16 protein-coding genes and 1 pseudogene are annotated in these 15,378 nt (G+C 36.6%); 15 read left to right on the top strand and 2 right to left on the bottom strand.

What is annotated here, in order from left to right; translation table 11 throughout:
* Window positions 1–5 precede the first annotated feature (5 nt).
* On the top strand, window positions 6–386 hold the full coding sequence (locus ACX9YW_RS17930) for a RidA family protein (RefSeq protein WP_460348986.1): 381 nt from the start codon (window positions 6–8) through the stop codon (window positions 384–386).
* Between the two features lie 88 nt (window positions 387–474).
* Here ACX9YW_RS17930 and ACX9YW_RS17925 read toward each other — a convergent pair whose 3' ends face one another.
* Window positions 475–1,236: a CPBP family intramembrane glutamic endopeptidase gene (locus tag ACX9YW_RS17925; protein ID WP_460348984.1), complete on the bottom strand. Its 762-nt coding sequence runs from the start codon at window positions 1,234–1,236 to the stop codon at window positions 475–477.
* Window positions 1,237–1,449: 213 nt separating this feature from the next.
* On the opposite strand from ACX9YW_RS17925, the gene ACX9YW_RS17920 reads away from it, so the two are divergent.
* The 10 genes from ACX9YW_RS17920 (at window position 1,450) to ACX9YW_RS17875 (ending at window position 9,456) form a co-directional block, all read left to right on the top strand.
* Window positions 1,450–2,343, top strand: a complete 894-nt coding sequence (locus tag ACX9YW_RS17920; protein ID WP_460348982.1) for an AraC family transcriptional regulator — start codon at window positions 1,450–1,452, stop codon at window positions 2,341–2,343.
* 478 nt (window positions 2,344–2,821) lie between these two features.
* Window positions 2,822–3,901: a ribosome small subunit-dependent GTPase A gene (rsgA, locus tag ACX9YW_RS17915; protein ID WP_460348980.1), complete on the top strand. Its 1,080-nt coding sequence runs from the start codon at window positions 2,822–2,824 to the stop codon at window positions 3,899–3,901.
* Between the two features lie 245 nt (window positions 3,902–4,146).
* Window positions 4,147–4,716, top strand: a complete 570-nt coding sequence (locus ACX9YW_RS17910) for a dienelactone hydrolase family protein (RefSeq protein ID WP_460348978.1) — start codon at window positions 4,147–4,149, stop codon at window positions 4,714–4,716.
* Window positions 4,717–5,139: 423 nt separating this feature from the next.
* A complete protein-coding gene (locus ACX9YW_RS17905; RefSeq protein WP_460348976.1) occupies window positions 5,140–5,580 on the top strand; it encodes an NUDIX hydrolase in 441 nt (146 codons plus the stop codon).
* A 477-nt stretch (window positions 5,581–6,057) separates the two neighbouring features.
* Complete coding sequence (locus ACX9YW_RS17900) at window positions 6,058–6,414, top strand: cupin domain-containing protein (protein ID WP_460348974.1); 357 nt, start codon at window positions 6,058–6,060, stop codon at window positions 6,412–6,414.
* Between the two features lie 154 nt (window positions 6,415–6,568).
* Entirely contained in the window at window positions 6,569–7,153 is a 585-nt protein-coding gene (locus tag ACX9YW_RS17895; protein WP_460348972.1) for a histidine phosphatase family protein, read from the top strand.
* Between the two features lie 192 nt (window positions 7,154–7,345).
* Entirely contained in the window at window positions 7,346–7,945 is a 600-nt protein-coding gene (locus tag ACX9YW_RS17890) for a class I SAM-dependent methyltransferase (protein WP_460348970.1), read from the top strand.
* Between the two features lie 105 nt (window positions 7,946–8,050).
* The gene (locus ACX9YW_RS17885) at window positions 8,051–8,614 is read left to right on the top strand and encodes a GNAT family N-acetyltransferase (RefSeq protein ID WP_460348968.1); all 564 of its coding nucleotides are present in this window, start codon (window positions 8,051–8,053) and stop codon (window positions 8,612–8,614) included.
* A 78-nt stretch (window positions 8,615–8,692) separates the two neighbouring features.
* Entirely contained in the window at window positions 8,693–8,923 is a 231-nt protein-coding gene (locus tag ACX9YW_RS17880) for a hypothetical protein (RefSeq protein WP_460348966.1), read from the top strand.
* Window positions 8,899–9,456 (top strand): MOSC domain-containing protein, encoded by a 558-nt coding sequence (locus tag ACX9YW_RS17875; protein WP_460348965.1) that lies wholly within the window; start codon window positions 8,899–8,901, stop codon window positions 9,454–9,456. Before ACX9YW_RS17880 ends, ACX9YW_RS17875 begins: the two co-directional genes overlap by 25 nt.
* A gap of 169 nt (window positions 9,457–9,625) precedes the next feature.
* Here ACX9YW_RS17875 and ACX9YW_RS17870 read toward each other — a convergent pair whose 3' ends face one another.
* On the bottom strand, window positions 9,626–10,735 hold the full coding sequence (locus tag ACX9YW_RS17870) for a CAP domain-containing protein (protein ID WP_460348963.1): 1,110 nt from the start codon (window positions 10,733–10,735) through the stop codon (window positions 9,626–9,628).
* An 886-nt stretch (window positions 10,736–11,621) separates the two neighbouring features.
* On the opposite strand from ACX9YW_RS17870, the gene ACX9YW_RS17865 reads away from it, so the two are divergent.
* From ACX9YW_RS17865 to ACX9YW_RS17850, 4 genes and pseudogenes are all read left to right on the top strand, one after another.
* Window positions 11,622–12,056: an SRPBCC domain-containing protein gene (locus tag ACX9YW_RS17865; RefSeq protein WP_460348961.1), complete on the top strand. Its 435-nt coding sequence runs from the start codon at window positions 11,622–11,624 to the stop codon at window positions 12,054–12,056.
* A 928-nt stretch (window positions 12,057–12,984) separates the two neighbouring features.
* Window positions 12,985–13,782, top strand: a pseudogene (locus ACX9YW_RS17860) (EcsC family protein).
* Window positions 13,783–14,244: 462 nt separating this feature from the next.
* Window positions 14,245–14,502, top strand: a complete 258-nt coding sequence (locus tag ACX9YW_RS17855; RefSeq protein WP_460348959.1) for a hypothetical protein — start codon at window positions 14,245–14,247, stop codon at window positions 14,500–14,502.
* Window positions 14,503–14,764: 262 nt separating this feature from the next.
* Window positions 14,765–15,358, top strand: coding sequence for a phosphatase PAP2 family protein (locus tag ACX9YW_RS17850; RefSeq protein ID WP_460348957.1), 594 nt, complete (start codon window positions 14,765–14,767; stop codon window positions 15,356–15,358).
* Window positions 15,359–15,378: the final 20 nt, after the last annotated feature.

Genomic DNA, 15,378 nt, shown 5'->3' with positions numbered 1-15,378 from the left:
TTTTTATGTCAAGAAAGGCTTTTAATGCATCTGGAGCAGTTGCTGTTGGACCTTATTCACATGCCGTTGAAGCGGGAGATATTGTCTTTTTATCTGGGCAAACCCCAATAGACTCACAGACTGGAAAACTGGTAGAAGGTGATATTGCTGAGCAGACAGAACAATGTTTTAAAAATCTTTTCCACGTATTGGAGGCGGCAGGTTTAACTCCTGATCATGTTGAAAAAGTGAATGTATTTTTAACGGATATGAATGATTTCAAAGCCATGAATGATGTTTATTCTAAAAGATTCTCTGAGCCATATCCTGCACGGACAACGATCGGTGTATCATCCCTGCCTCTTGGAGCACAAGTTGAAATCGAAATGATTGCTAGAAGAAGATAAACGAGTGGTATCAGTTCCGAGACCATTCATTCTAAAATGGGTACCAACTCTCGCTTCAATAGCAACGAAAAAACGGCTAGAGGGAGCTCTAGCCGTCTGTACGTACAAATTTGTTTCGGATCAAATAGACAAATAAAAACATGAACAAAGGCACAATGTCGCTAATCGTTTCTAGAAACATAGATTGTGGTTCATACATTGTTCTGATGATTCCACCATCTGAGCTACCGAGAGTTCCGTTAAAGATACCGTAGCAGACATTCCACCCCCAATGAATGCCTGTATTGGCCCAAATCGAACCAGTCTTATAAATTGCATAGGTTAATGACAGTCCAAGGATAATAGAAAATAATGTGTTCGTTAAGCTGAACCCTTCGTTCCAGAAGTCGTCGAGGGCATATAGGATAAGGGAAATCATAAACACCCATTTCACTGGAATTCTTTCTTTTAAATGCCCAAATACATACCCGCGGATGATGATATCATTTAGCAAAGAACCGACCAAAAATGTGAGCATCACCATCAAAAGTGTCATGATCATTTCTGGGAACGGCTGAAAGCCTGTTATTTCAAATCCGCCAAGTAGATAAACAATTAGGTACTTCATCAGCAAAAATGAAAAGCCAATCGAAAACCCAATGGTCATATTCCTCCACCATTTTGGATGGAAGCTGATTCCGATTTTTTTAAACTCTTTTACCTTTGTGAGCATTAAAATTCCCTTTAATAATGGAAAAAACAATAAGACTAATAAAACCTGTAGTAAAAATTGACTTGACTTTGCAATACCAACGTTCAAATACAAATCTAGTATAATGAATCCTGCTATTACGATTCCAAAAAAACGCATAAGTATCTCCTTAATTTATTTATTCTTAATTATAAGAAAAAAAAGAGGAAATGCCTAGTCGTTTTCTTCGAAATATAAGGGTGATCGTTTTTTGGATGACGTAGTCCCTAGCATTTTTAAATAGGTTAATATGGCAACATCGAACATAGCAAAAAATGTTAAGAACAAATGTTTGTATCTTGGTATAGTGGATATAAGGTAGGTGATACAAAAATGGATTATGCAGTTAGTGTACAACGAACACTTGATTATATCGAAGAGAATCTTCATGAGCAAATTTCGCTTGTGGAATTAGCAGAGATTGCTTGCTTTTCACCTTTTCACTTTCATCGTGTATTCCAGGCAATGGTAGGAGAGTCTGTCATGGACTATATCAGAAAGAGAAGGCTCACCATTGCTGCAGAACGTTTATTCTATAGTGATGAAAAGGTGATTAATATCGCAATCGATGTTGGTTTTCAATACCAAGAGTCGTTCAATCGCGCTTTTAAAAAGTTATACAGCGTTTCACCGCAGCAATATCGAAGGGCTAATCGAATTTCAGGGCCCTTGCACGGTAAAGCCTACCTAAATACAAATCAACTTTCAGGAGGATGTAAGATGGAACCAAAATTAGTCATTAAACCAGCTTTTCACATTATGGGATATGGACTCAAAACAAAAAATGAAGATGGTCAGAATAATAGGGATATCCCTGAATTTTGGCAGCAGTTCTTAAACAATAAATTGGGTTGTAACATTCCTAACCCGATTCATGAAAATGTGGAATTTGGCATTTGCACAGATTTTAACCCTGAAACAGGTGAGTTTGTTTATCTCATTGGGAAGGAAGTAAACGAAGGCACCGAGGTACCTGAAGGAATGATGTATAAGAGTTTCCCTGAACTGGAATATGCAGTATTCACGACCCCAAAGTCAAATGACGATTCCTTTACATCTTCCATTCAGTCTACTTGGAATTATATTTTCACTGAATGGTTTCCACAATCCGGCTATGAGCATAGCGGAGTAGTAGAATTTGAATTGTATGACGAGCGATGCCATGGATCAGAGAACAAAGAAATGGACATCTATATTCCTATTAAAAAGCAAACCATTAAGGCTTAAAGGCTATCTAGGAATAATGAAAAAGTCAAATCGATGGCACTTTAAGACCAATCATTTTTCTTGTCAACCGGAAAAAGCTACCACATAGGTAGCTTTTTGTTATTTTTTCTTTAGTTTCAGGCTCTCTATTTATTGATAAATTGATTCTAAGATACTTCTTTAAGACTATAATTCTCAAAGGTTGTAAATTTAACCCTATTATGTTAATATTTGATAAGATACTTTTGAAGGGAGTGAGTTTAGACGATGAAGAAAAATTTTAGCCAACTTATCTGTGTGCAATCCTCTTTACAACTCACTCGACCGGTTAACTAATTCATTAGTACTTACTGAATCCATACTTGTAAAACGGGGAATTCTTTTTCATTTCATAAATGTTGAGCCACAGGGTGAATAACTCTGTGGCTTTTTTAGTGGATTGTCACTCTGAGGTGGTTTCGAATTTTTCTTCCATTTTATTAATAATTGGAGGAAAAACATGAATAGTAAATCTTTAGGATGGAATTCTTTTTTTGAAAGTCATTTTAATAGTTATCTTGAGAAGGGCTTTTGTGCCGCTAGGGTGATCAGAAAAAATAATGAAATCTATACGATTTCGGATGGCGAACAATGTATGCAAGCCAAAATAACCGGGAAGTTTAGATACGCGACAAACCTTTCAAATGAATATCCAGCGGTAGGTGATTGGGTCGTTTTTAAACATAATGAGAATCATCCATTCGGATCGATACAGGCAGTTCTACCAAGGAAAAGCTATTTTTCACGTAAGCTCTCCATCTCAGGTGGAAGGAAGCTAAAAAAGGGAATCATTGATGGTGGCTTAACAGAGGAGCAAGTCATTGCATCCAATATCGATTTTGTGTTTATTGTCACTGGGTTAGACGCCAATTTTGACATTCGCAGAATCGAAAGGTATATCACCTTAACTTATAACAGTGGAGCAGTTCCCATCATTATTTTAAATAAATTGGATTTATGTAATAGTCTAGAAGAAAAAGTGGAACAGGTGAAACAGGTTGCGGTCCATGTCCCTATCCTAACCATTAGTGCCGAGAAACATATCAATATGAGTAGCTTGGACCCATATCTTTATTCCGGAACGACCATTGCTCTCTTAGGTTCATCTGGAGTGGGGAAATCGACGATGATTAATTACCTTTTAGGGGAGGATAAGCAATTAAAGCAATCTGTCAGCAAGGCTACTGGAAAAGGGAAACATACAACCACAACTGCTGAGCTTTGTATTCATCCATCCGGCTATATGATTATCGATACACCGGGATTAAGAGAGGTCCAACTTTGGGGCGATACCAGTAGCTTGGAGGAAAGTTTTAATGATGTTACTAGTCTATTTGGAAAATGTAAATACTCCAATTGCAGTCATCGCACCGAACCAGGTTGTGCCATTCAACAAGCCATTCAAGACGATATCATTAGCCAAGAGCGTTTCGAAAGCTATCAAAAGCAATTTGATGAACTCTACAGGCTAACACTAAAGAAAAAACAACTTGATATCCAAAGAAATAAAAGACAATTCCAAAGGAAAAGGACTAGATAAAAATAAATAATGGGAGACGGAAAGCTATCGTGACCGCTTGAAAGAGATGACACAGTTTATACTTGATAAAGTGGGACACGATCGCTTTAGTTAATAAGTCATACTCTTGTTTAGGAAGCAGGAGTATGTACTAAAGTGGGTTTTAGTAAGGTAGATATTTCTAAATCGTAAAGTTCTGGCAGGTCAAACAGGCTTTCTTGTCGAAACTTAGACATATGAAATTCATGAAATTGGAGGAAAAACAGATGGCAGAAGTGTTGTTGTTACACCATGTTTTAGGCCGAACGAAGGGGATTGAAGCAATCGCCAATCAACTGAGAGATGCGGGGCATACTGTGCACGTGCCAGATTTATTTGACGGCCGCTTGTTTTCCTCGCTGGAGGAAGGCATGGCATTTGTGAAGGAAATCGGATTTGAAGAAGTGACGGCGCGCGGCGTTCGAGCAGCAAGCGAGCTTTCACGCGATGTCGTCTATGCTGGTTTTTCACTCGGTGTCCCGGCAGCACAGCAGCTCGCTCAAACTCGTGAAGGCGCCAGAGGGGCATTGTTTTTTCATGCCTGCCTCCCGACTTCGTTCTTCGAATCTCAGTGGCCGGCCAACTTGCCTGTACAAATTCACGCCATGAGAGAGGATCCTTTTTTCGTTGAAGACGGCAACATCGACGCGGCGCGTGAGCTTGTGGCGTCGGCCAATCACGCAGAACTTTTTCTGTACGAAGGCAAGGAACATCTCTTCACCGACAACAGTTTACCGTCTTACGATGTTGAAGCGACGAAACTTGTGATCAAGCGGGTTCTCGACTTTCTCGCGTAGTTATTAACGAAAAATTTTTAAGTAGCTGGGACATTACTAGACCAAATAGTAAAAAAAAGTGCATAGCGCCATTTTAAAAATGTAGCGACTGTAGCAAAACAACTGAGATAATGGAATCATGGTGAGCTTAAGAACCATGATGACTTATCGGAGGCCGATTTGTGAAGTCGCTTTGTTTTTGGCGCTTAAAGCTGGATCCAAAAGCCACTTTTTATACTTTCTTATCTATTAAAAATGGTAGCTTCATATTCCATCCCCTAATTTCTATAGAAAATCATTATGTTTTGCCAACTCCATTTCGCTACTACGCTATAAGTATGTTACTTAAAGCTTGTTTGGAGTGGTCTAAAAATCAAAATGCAACTTCATTCGATTTAAGCGTCACAAGAAAGCCATTTCTTTTTTTGAAATTGAGGTGTAAATATGAAAATTGAATTTTATAATTTAGATTCCGTAAATGAAACAGAGTTAGAATTTGCGGTAATTAGTGCTTTTTATAAAGGGAAGTGGGTTTATGTTAGACAAAAGGGTAGAAAAACTTGGGAAACACCTGGCGGTCATAGGGAGTATGGAGAAACGATTGAATTAACAGCAAGAAGAGAGTTGTTTGAAGAAACTGGTTGTCTAGATGTTGATTTAACTCCAATTTGCGACTATTCAATGGATGATTCTGATACTAAAACTTTTGGAAGGTTATATTTTGGGAGGATAAGGGATATTGGTCATTTGCCAGTTTCAGAAATTGATGAAATAAAACTGTTTGAGAGCCTTCCTAATCATCTTACTTATTCTGAAATTCAACCACAACTCTTTGAAAAGACACTTGCGTTTGTTAAAGATTCTGAAGCTCTGGATTTAAACTAATGAAGAGTGATTCTTCCATAAGAATGGACTTTTTTTCATTCCTTAGGCGGTAAAGAGTTAGGTTAGTTTCAGAACTCTAATTTTGAAGGATTACAGCAAATAAAAGTTAGCAAAATAGTGAGATAAAATGGAGGGAGAAGGTTTATGAAGTTATTTCGACGCATCCCCAAAAATAGCGAGCCAATATCTTTGAGCCATAGTCAACTACGATTATTATTAGGAAAACAATTTGTTATTGGTATTTTATTAGGTTTTATTATTCGAGAGTTACTTATTAGATTCTGAACTAATCACGAGCGATTGTGCCAAAAGATGCCAATACAGAAAGCAGAGATTATACGGTATTTATTCATATTACTTGTTTATCTCGGCTTTTTTACTCAGATCCAGTAATGAGGCAGGACAATGCAGTAAAATAAAGGATTATTTTTTATCAATCTTGAATGAAAATATATTCTTAGTTTTTGGAGGTTGAAAATGGAATTCTATAAATTTAGTGAAGATAGTGGGAAGAAGATTTCAAGATTTAATTCAGATTTTATTATGTCCCGTATTATCCAAACTGAAAAGCCAACTCATATAGGTTGCATGTACTTAGAGGAAAACGGAGTTATAGGCTATCATCAAGCGGTAGTACCTCAACTTCTTTTAATTATGAATGGAGAAGGTTATGTTCGAGGTGATAATGAAGAATACATTAAAGTTCAATCAGGAGACGCTGTTTTTTGGGAGAAAGATGAATGGCATGAAACCAAAACGGATACAGGATTAACTGCTATCGTCATTGAAAGTGAAGAATTAAGTCCGTCATCCTTTATGCCTTTAAAGAAATAGAATGTCACCTTATTAAAGGAAGCTTAGGTTTTCATCTATTACAGTCGAAATGGATGATATTGGCTTAAGGTAACTTTCATGAACGGCTTCTATCATTAATCTAAAGCTGCAATAGTATAAAAATAGATAACAAATGAAGGAAAAGGGTTTGAAAATGACGACAATCGGACTAATTCGGCACGGAATAACTGAATGGAACACCTTAGGTAAAGCTCAAGGCGTAAGTGATATTCCTTTAAATAAGTTAGGTAGAAAACAAGCATCAGATATTGGAGATAGGCTGTCTCAAGAAGAAAAATGGGATATTCTTATTACAAGTGACTTATCAAGAGCGATTGAAACAGCAAAAATTATTGGAAGTAAAATAGATTTAGGAATTAGTCATATGGATGAAAAGATTCGAGAAATACATTGTGGGAAAATGGAAGGAACAACTGAAGCCGAAAGGATTGAAATATGGGGGGATAACTGGCGTGAATTAGACCTAGGAATGGAGAAATTTGAAGATGTGGCAATGAGAGGAATTAAATTTATGGAAGAAATAATAAGTCTTTATAGGGGGAAAAGAGTTTTAGTCGTGAGCCACGGTGCTTTAATCGGTCTTACATTACAACATTTGTTACCTGATAGATTTCCTACAACTTATATAGACAATACTTCTCTTACAATTTTAAATTATGCAGATGCAGAAGAAAAATGGGATTGTATTTTATATAACTGTACAAAACATTTAAGTTGATTACATTTTCCATTAGTAGACCAATATCAATCCTAGCTTTTGGGGTTATAAATAATTAACTATTGTTCAGGATTTTAACCTGGTAGAAATTAAATGGTTATGGGATGATATTTGATATATTCCCGAACTGCAAAGGCTAAGGTTAAATCAACTGGGTACGGGATTACCAACTAAAGCTTAAGGAGTAATCGGATGGGACGTGCATTTGCCAATTGGTATGATTTTTTTATGAATCCATTGGAGAAACGAAAGATTGGGTCGCTACGAAAGAAATTGCTTTCTAAGGCGACTGGGAAAGTACTAGAAATTGGATCCGGGACAGGTGTCAATTTTCCATTATATGTAAATGCAGAATCTGTTGTTGCGATTGAACCAAGTCTTGATATGATTAAAAATTCCTCATCTAAAATAAACATGGTCAATGTACCAATTACGGTGATCAATGCATCTGCAGAACAGCTTCCGTTTGCTAATAATTCATTTGATAGTGTCGTAGCCACCTTAGTTTTTTGTACGATTGAGGACGGACAAAAGGCTGTCAATGAAATAAAAAGAGTTGGCAAGCCGAATGGAAAAATCCTCTTAATCGAACATGTGAAAATGGATCACCGCTTTCTCTCAGGTCTCCAGGATTTATTAACACCATTCTGGAAAAAAATCTGCGACGGCTGCTGTTTGAACAGGGAGACATTGAAACTATTAACAGATAACAGATTGAAAATTAGTAAAGTAGAAAAGTATTATAATGGATTATTTATAGTGATAGAAGCGGAGAATTGCGAAAATGAATAGATTGGCATGTAATAGTTATCAATAATATAATTATGTAAACTAGTTGGTGATGCAAACTATATTCGGATAAATTATTCAATAAAGTAATATTAGGAGTAAGTTAAAATGAAATTCAAACCAAAAGAATATACTATTCATAATTTACGATATTTTATAAGAACTGCCATTGAACAGGATGCTAAAAACTTGTCTGAAGTAAGATTGCAAATAGACGGTGAAACAGAAAATTTAGATCGAGAAAAAGGCGAAGCATACCTCGATGAATTAGGCTTTAAACGAATTATTAAAGATGATTCAGAAAGTATGCGTAACCTATTTTTAGTTGCTGAAGTAAATGGAAGAATAGTTGGATTTTCAAGATGTGAAGGGAGCAAATTGAAAAGATCTTCTCATAGAGTAGAATTCGGAGTTTGTGTATTAAAAGAATTTTGGGGATACGGTATCGGCCAAAATCTTTTAAAAGAATTTATTCATTGGGCAGACCTAAATGGCATCAAGAAAATAACTTTGAATGTTCTTGAAACCAACGATAAAGCAATAAAGCTATACAAAAAATATGGTTTTGAAGTGGAAGGTATTTTAAGAAAAGATAAAGTGTTATCTGATGGGAATTACTATAATACCGTTTTAATGGGACGGTTTAAGCAAGATCATTCTAACAGTAATTAGAGACACGGCTACTATAGTTGAATTGCATTTTTGGTAAACGAGCGTACTTATTTAAAACTAGAAAGGTAGTGAAGCTAGTTGAGTGGTTATAAAGCTACGCTATTTGATTTAGATGCTACCTTGAAAAGATTTTGTAATTTTAGTAGAGTGATTCTGGCATTCCTCCAATGGGGAATGCTTTTTCATATTGAAGGAACAGACCCAAGTATAGAAAGAAGGAATCATTTAGCCTTTATCGAATATGAACAATTAGGGAGCAAAATAAGAAAGGCTGTGAGGATGAAATGGTTAATCATGAAGGGCTGTTAGGAACAGTCAGAGCGGTTAGTTTAAGCAAGACTCATATGTTCAGTAAAGTAAATCATGAGAGGATAAACTTAGTGGCGGGTTTTGGGGTCGAAGGAGATGCACACTTTGGTTCAACTGTTAAACATCGATCAAGAGTGGCACAAAATCCAGATCAACCGAACTTAAGACAAGTGCATTTAATTCAAAACGAGTTATTCGAAGAGTTAGACGATCGTTTTTCTATTAAACCAGGTCAACTGGGTGAAAATATAACAACTGTTGGAATCAATCTTCTTGGATTGCCTACTGACACGAAATTATGGATAGGGGAATCAGCCATTATTAAAGTAACCGGCTTACGCAATCCATGTGCTCAAATTGATCATTTTAAACCGGGACTTTTAAAGGCTGTTTTGGATAAAGATTCAGACGGAAATCTAATTAGAAAAGCAGGAATCATGGGGATTATCTTGCAGAGCGGAGAAGTGAAACCAGGTGATAGCATTCGTGTGGAATTGCCTCCTAAACCATTTAAAAAGCTTGAACGTGTCTAGTCAGCTGTTAAGGAAGGGACGACAAAGTAATGGGATGAAAAGCCAAAAAGCAAGTCATTATCCACCACTTGTTTTTTGGCTTTTATTTGAGAAAGTTTCCTTAGATTAGAAGAAATCACTTCGAACGTTCGTTCCTTTTTGAAGCTTTTGATTTTAAAAGATAAATTAACTATTTAGCATAAAAGTTTTGCGTAAAGTACGGCTGTGCTTGCTCATTAAAAGCAACGCCAATTCCTAAATACTCGAATTCCTTCTGCAAAATATTTTCCCGATGTCCTAATGAATTCATCAAACCCTCATGAGCAAAAATGCTGCTAAATTGCCCATAGGCAAGATTTTCACCTGCTATTTGAAAAGAAATTTGATCCTTTTTCATTCGATCAAATGGGGATTCACCCTCTAGATTGATGTGATCAAAGTAGTTGTTTGTTGCCATATCAAGGCTATGCTCCCTTGCCGTATTTCGCACATGCTGATCCCATGTCAGAATTAGCAAGCGATGCTGCACTCGCTCGGCATTCGTTAAATCAAACATTTGATACTCAAATCCTTCTTTTAACTTCGCGTTCGCTTTTGTGTACATTTCGTTTTTCCGTGTCTCTAAATCCTTACTAATTAATTGCATCGCCTTTACCGTATTATTTTGATGCTTGTCATAAAAAATGGTCACATAGCTGCCATCGGATTCAAATAGGTCATAATCTCGATCTTCTTGAAGCTGGTAAAGAATGAACCCCTTGCGAATGTTTGTCATCGGCTCTCCAAGTTTCGAATGGACTAGAGTCTTCGAACTGCCCAACTTAATTCCACTGGCAGATGATATAAGGTTCTGGTTCGTATAAAGTCCGCCTGCCTGCTTTTTTTCATCATACATCACCATTACAAAACCTTGATAATCATCATGATAAGCATACCATTCTGTTCCATACTCATTTAACGATGTCCGTTGGGCTTGACCTAACTGCTTCTCAATCGCATCCTTTGTCATCCCCAATTCAATGTTATAGATAGAAAAGAATTGTCGGGTTGGAGCTTTTAGCTCTATTTTCTTTTCTTCCGCTTTCTCAAACGAATGATCTTCGGAATTAAATTTTTTGAATACACCCTGGAGTTCATCAAGTGTAGTTTGAACGTCGGGATTATTACTCAAATCGTTTAATTCCGTTTCAATCGTTTTCATAATCTTGATAAAATCAGTGTCACTCCACTGGTTTTCGATGAAGGGCCACGAAACACCTATAAATAATAAAAACACAACCAACATGAAGAAACGAATCATAGTCCAGCCTCCATTTCTATTAAAAAATTATAGCTAAATTGTAAAAAATTTATAAGTTTCTTCCAATTGGATTTAGATATTAATGATAACATACGTAGAAGAGGGATATTTTAACAGAAGATTGTGTCACTTTGTCGTTGAGGGCGTCCGTCAACGCCAATTCTAGCAAAATCTTAAGTCATTTTGTCGTTGAGAGCGTCCGTCAACGCCAATACTAGTAAAATCTTAAGTCACTTTGTCGTTGAGAGCGTTCGTCAACGCCAATTCTAGCAAAATTCTAGGTCAATTTGTCGTTGAGAGCGTCCGTCAACGCCAATTCTAGCAAAATTTCAAGTCACTTTGTCGTTGAGAGCGTTCGTCAACGCCAATTCTAGCAAAATTCTAGGTCAATTTGTCGTTGAGGGCGTCCGTCAACGCCAATTCTAGTAAAATTTCAAGTCACTTTGTCGTTGAGAGCGTCCGTCAACGCCAATTCTAGTAAAATTTCAAGTCAATTTGTCGTTGAGGGCGTCCGTCAACGCCAATTCTAGCAAAATTTCAAGTCACTTTGTCGTTGAGAGCGTTCGTCAACGCCAATTCTAGCAAAATTCTAGGTCAATTTGTCGTTGAGGGCGTCCGTCAACGCCAATTCTAGTAAAATTTCAAGTCACTTTGTCGTTGAGAGCGTCCGTCAACGCCAATTCTAGCAAAATTTTAAGTCATTTTTGACATTGAGAGCACCCTCAACGACAAATCCGACTATATTATTCGCTAATTAGTTCATTGAAAGTGCTTACAATACCTTTCAACTGTCTTCACGGACCCAATTTTTAGAACTAAAAAGGAATTATTAAAAGGTAAATCGAAAGATAAAAAACAAACAAATATCGTGAATAGTGGTGAAAAGATGAAAGAAATGAACAAGCCTAGAATGATTGGCCAAACAAAAACCGTTGGATTTCAAGTAGGTGTTAGAAGGACTTTCCCGATATCACAGGAGAATGCTTGGGAACTGATTACTTCGGAAATAGGATTGAGTTTATGGTTGGGGGAAATTACAGGCATTATCCTTCAACCTGGTCAGACATACATGACAAAAACAGGGACAGGGGAAATTCGGATTGTTAAACCAATAGAACAGCTTCGGCCAACATGGCAAAAAGAAAATTGGCAAAGAGCTTCTACTGTCCAAGTTCGTATAATAGCGAAAGACAGCGAAAAAACAACGATAAGCTTTCATCAAGAGAATCTATCCAATGATATTGTTAGAGCAGAAATGAAGGAGTATTGGGAAAAAGTCCTTGATGAATTAAGGGAAAGGATCCAAACAAAATATTCATGAACACATTCAAGAATCGTTCTATGACGTAGCTACTTTTGATAAAGGTATCGTGTAGGATCATCCTATAAAATAAACGTAAGGATACTCAAAAATGTGGTGATCTAATTTGAAAAGGAGGAAAAATTATTATATTAATACCAATTTTTCCTATTTTGTGTTAATTTATTTGTAGTTAATGTTTAAAAAATAGGGATGGTGAAATAATGCAGATTTTGATATTTGCATGTAGTTTAGTGCTTATTTATTTTAATAAACAATTTACAAATCATTTGCTCAAGTCTGATGAAAAGACGTATAAAATAAATAACCATTTTATACGTGTTTTAAAGTTGGTCCAACTTGCACCCGTAATTGCCTTTCTTATTTTAGTCGTTTTAGTGCTCACTTATTTCCACACAAAGGCAGGGATTAGACTATCACACGCTTGGTATGATTCGCAATTTTGGGCTTACGCTACTCTTTTGTATTTCTTCTTTAGAATGACAAAAAACAAACTTAGTCTTATTTTTGGTCTAATCTCATTTTTTATTGCCATTTACAATACACCACTATTTCATTATGAACATTTATTTATCGGTAGAGGTATTATTGTTTCTGACATTTTGGGAATATTGATGTTTCTGTCTATGTGGTTTACAATTTCTAAAATTAATCGCAGTTTCAGCATTCAGAGAGCTTGAATCGTTCAGGCTCTTTTTTTATTTAGCATAATATTTATGAAGGCGATTTGGGGTCGAAGTTACCAACCAAATGTCTTTCATCAATCATATAACTTTACAAGGGAATCACTATCTTCATTGGAAGCGTTTAAAAAAAATTAGTATTAATCACATAGGAGGGAGAAGTTGGGGGAACCTAATGAAACTTTTTTAGATATTTTTCGTAAAAAAAGGTATCTAGTAACTATTTTTGTAGGTGATCAAAGTAAATGGAATCAAGAGACGAATTATTGAACGAACTTGCGAGCATTGAAAAATGGGAAAAGAGTCAAGGTGACTTATGGATATGGGATCGGATTGGTCGATTGCCGTTTAAATTATTAGATAAAATTACCCCTAAATTTATTCATATCAAAGTAGGTGCCTTGTTAGAAGAAATAGGTGTGTATATCCAAAATGGCGGCAAATATTTGATCAATGAAAACTATCTATTTGAAATGATTCAAAAAGAGACGAAAACGCCAATTCACCAAGTTTCAGATATGAAGGAAATTCCTCTATCTAGTTTAAATAAAATTAGCTTGGATGTCATGGAACAGAGAAAGAAATTAGCGACGATACAAGGCGCAAGCACATGAATTGGCGGGATTTTTACTCTTGCAATTGATATTCCAGCGCTTTTAGCGATTTCTTTAAAAACGCTTCAGGAAATTGCCATCATTCACGGTTATGATCTGAATGATAAAAATGAAAGAATTTTTATTATTAAATGCTTGCAATTTTCATCGGCGGATATCGTAGGTAAACAGGCGATATTGAATGAGCTTTCAAGTTATTATCAGAGAGATAATAAATCAACAGAAATGATGTCGCAGCTGCAAGGTTGGAGAGAGGTTGTTTATACCTACAGAGACCAGTTTGGTTGGAAAAAGCTGTTTCAAATGGTACCAATTGCTGGCATCCTCTTCGGTGCATTTACCAACCGAGCCATGATCAATGACCTTTCCGAAACCGGGATCATGTTATATCGAAAAAGAACTATTTTAGAAAGATTAGAACAAATGTAGCAGAGGTGTCCGTTACAGCGGATTCCTTTTCTTAAAACTGTATTTAGGATGGTGAAAAAAGTCATCTTGGATACAGTTTTTTATATAAGTTGAAATATCTAGTATGTAGTGCTAAATAATATTATTATGTTAACTAGATGCGGGTGAAAATCTTAAGCGGACAAGTGTTCCGTAATTTTCCTAAATGCGAGCATTTTAAGGGGGTTGCGGACTTAGGTTCCTCTATTTGTAAAAATATCACTCATTTTAAGTGAAAAATCACCGATTAACGGATTCTATGTCCGGAAAAGCCACAAAAGGCGTGAATTTTAATGTAATAGCGGATTCTATGTCCGAATAACATGCAGACGTGTAAGGTATCAAATATTTCCTTTAAATTTTTTATCGAAAACTAGGTAGATATCTATGCTTATCCCAATAGGTAGACATACACTATCAAGAGAAATAAAGGAGGCGATTGAATTGAGTAAAAGACACTGTTGTGGCGGTCAAATGGGCTATCCGCAAATGATGGGCGGTTATCCTGGGACAATGGTAGGAGGCTACCCACAAACGATGGGAGGCTATCCGTATATGGGCTATCCTCAGATGGCAGGAGGTTACCCTTACACAGCCAATCCACAAATGATGGGCGGATATCCTACTTACGGGGGAGTACCAGGGCAAGTTCCTACTGGTTATCCGTATGGTATGGGTCCAATGGGTGGCAAACGCAAATAAATAAAGTTTTAAAAGGATATTTGATTAACCCTGTTCCTTTAATCGTTTAGTAATCACCATAAAGCCGAAAATACCCAAGTTTCCATTTGAAACTTGGGTATTTTCGGCTTTATTAATTTTTAGAAAGAAAGATGGGGAATGATAAAAGTTAGCCGCTTGATATTCAGTTGAAGACAGTCAGGAGGGAATTCCCATCAATTTAAAAGGTCAGCTAGCCCAAGCATTTATCATTAGTTTGATTTCGCTGGTAGCCTTTAGTTATATGGCTTTCTTAATCAGCGCTCACAAAATCGTTCGTTTTGACAGTTCGATTATTGGGTTTGTCCAGGGGTTTGAGTCACCTGTTTTGACTCCAATGATGGAATTTTTTACTTTTATCGGATCAGCCCAAGTTACCGTGATTCTCTCGATTCTTATCTTAATATTTCTCTATGTCGTGTTGAAACATCGGGCGGAACTGATTTTATTTATTGCACTGATTGTTGGTTCACCGATCATAAATTCCATTCTTAAAAGTATTTTTCATCGGGCCCGTCCTGATTTCCATAGGTTAATTGAGATTGGCGGATACAGTTTTCCCAGCGGACATGCAATGAATGCCTGTACCGTTTATGGGATTCTTACGTTTTTACTTTGGCGCCATATTTCGAAAAAAGGCGGACGTATTTTATTGTTAATTTTTAATATCACCATGATCTTGATGATTGGCATCAGCCGAATTTATTTGGGCGTACACTATCCAAGTGATGTGATTAGTGGGTATTTCGCTAGTGGATTTTTGCTTGCCATGTCGATCTGGTTTTTCCAGCGATATAAAGATAAACGAGCAAGACGTAGGCAGAATCTTTCTGGGTAAATGGTCATAGGAAAGTTATT

The organism is Pseudoneobacillus rhizolycopersici (assembly GCF_054786815.1).
The sequence above is the reverse complement of the archived record's forward strand: the minus strand, read 5'-3'. Positions and strand labels throughout refer to the sequence as shown.

What these genes read in the sequence shown, in the direction of transcription:
- ACX9YW_RS17930 (WP_460348986.1), top strand. Translation starts at nt 6, where the DNA reads ATGTCAAGAAAGGCTTTTAATGCATCTGGAGCAGTTGCTGTTGGACCT.
- ACX9YW_RS17925 (WP_460348984.1), bottom strand. Translation starts at nt 1,236, where the DNA reads ATGCGTTTTTTTGGAATCGTAATAGCAGGATTCATTATACTAGATTTG.
- ACX9YW_RS17920 (WP_460348982.1), top strand. Translation starts at nt 1,450, where the DNA reads ATGGATTATGCAGTTAGTGTACAACGAACACTTGATTATATCGAAGAG.
- rsgA (WP_460348980.1), top strand. Translation starts at nt 2,822, where the DNA reads ATGAATAGTAAATCTTTAGGATGGAATTCTTTTTTTGAAAGTCATTTT.
- ACX9YW_RS17910 (WP_460348978.1), top strand. Translation starts at nt 4,147, where the DNA reads ATGGCAGAAGTGTTGTTGTTACACCATGTTTTAGGCCGAACGAAGGGG.
- ACX9YW_RS17905 (WP_460348976.1), top strand. Translation starts at nt 5,140, where the DNA reads ATGAAAATTGAATTTTATAATTTAGATTCCGTAAATGAAACAGAGTTA.
- ACX9YW_RS17900 (WP_460348974.1), top strand. Translation starts at nt 6,058, where the DNA reads ATGGAATTCTATAAATTTAGTGAAGATAGTGGGAAGAAGATTTCAAGA.
- ACX9YW_RS17895 (WP_460348972.1), top strand. Translation starts at nt 6,569, where the DNA reads ATGACGACAATCGGACTAATTCGGCACGGAATAACTGAATGGAACACC.
- ACX9YW_RS17890 (WP_460348970.1), top strand. Translation starts at nt 7,346, where the DNA reads ATGGGACGTGCATTTGCCAATTGGTATGATTTTTTTATGAATCCATTG.
- ACX9YW_RS17885 (WP_460348968.1), top strand. Translation starts at nt 8,051, where the DNA reads ATGAAATTCAAACCAAAAGAATATACTATTCATAATTTACGATATTTT.
- ACX9YW_RS17875 (WP_460348965.1), top strand. Translation starts at nt 8,899, where the DNA reads ATGGTTAATCATGAAGGGCTGTTAGGAACAGTCAGAGCGGTTAGTTTA.
- ACX9YW_RS17870 (WP_460348963.1), bottom strand. Translation starts at nt 10,735, where the DNA reads ATGATTCGTTTCTTCATGTTGGTTGTGTTTTTATTATTTATAGGTGTT.
- ACX9YW_RS17865 (WP_460348961.1), top strand. Translation starts at nt 11,622, where the DNA reads ATGAAAGAAATGAACAAGCCTAGAATGATTGGCCAAACAAAAACCGTT.
- ACX9YW_RS17850 (WP_460348957.1), top strand. Translation starts at nt 14,765, where the DNA reads ATGGCTTTCTTAATCAGCGCTCACAAAATCGTTCGTTTTGACAGTTCG.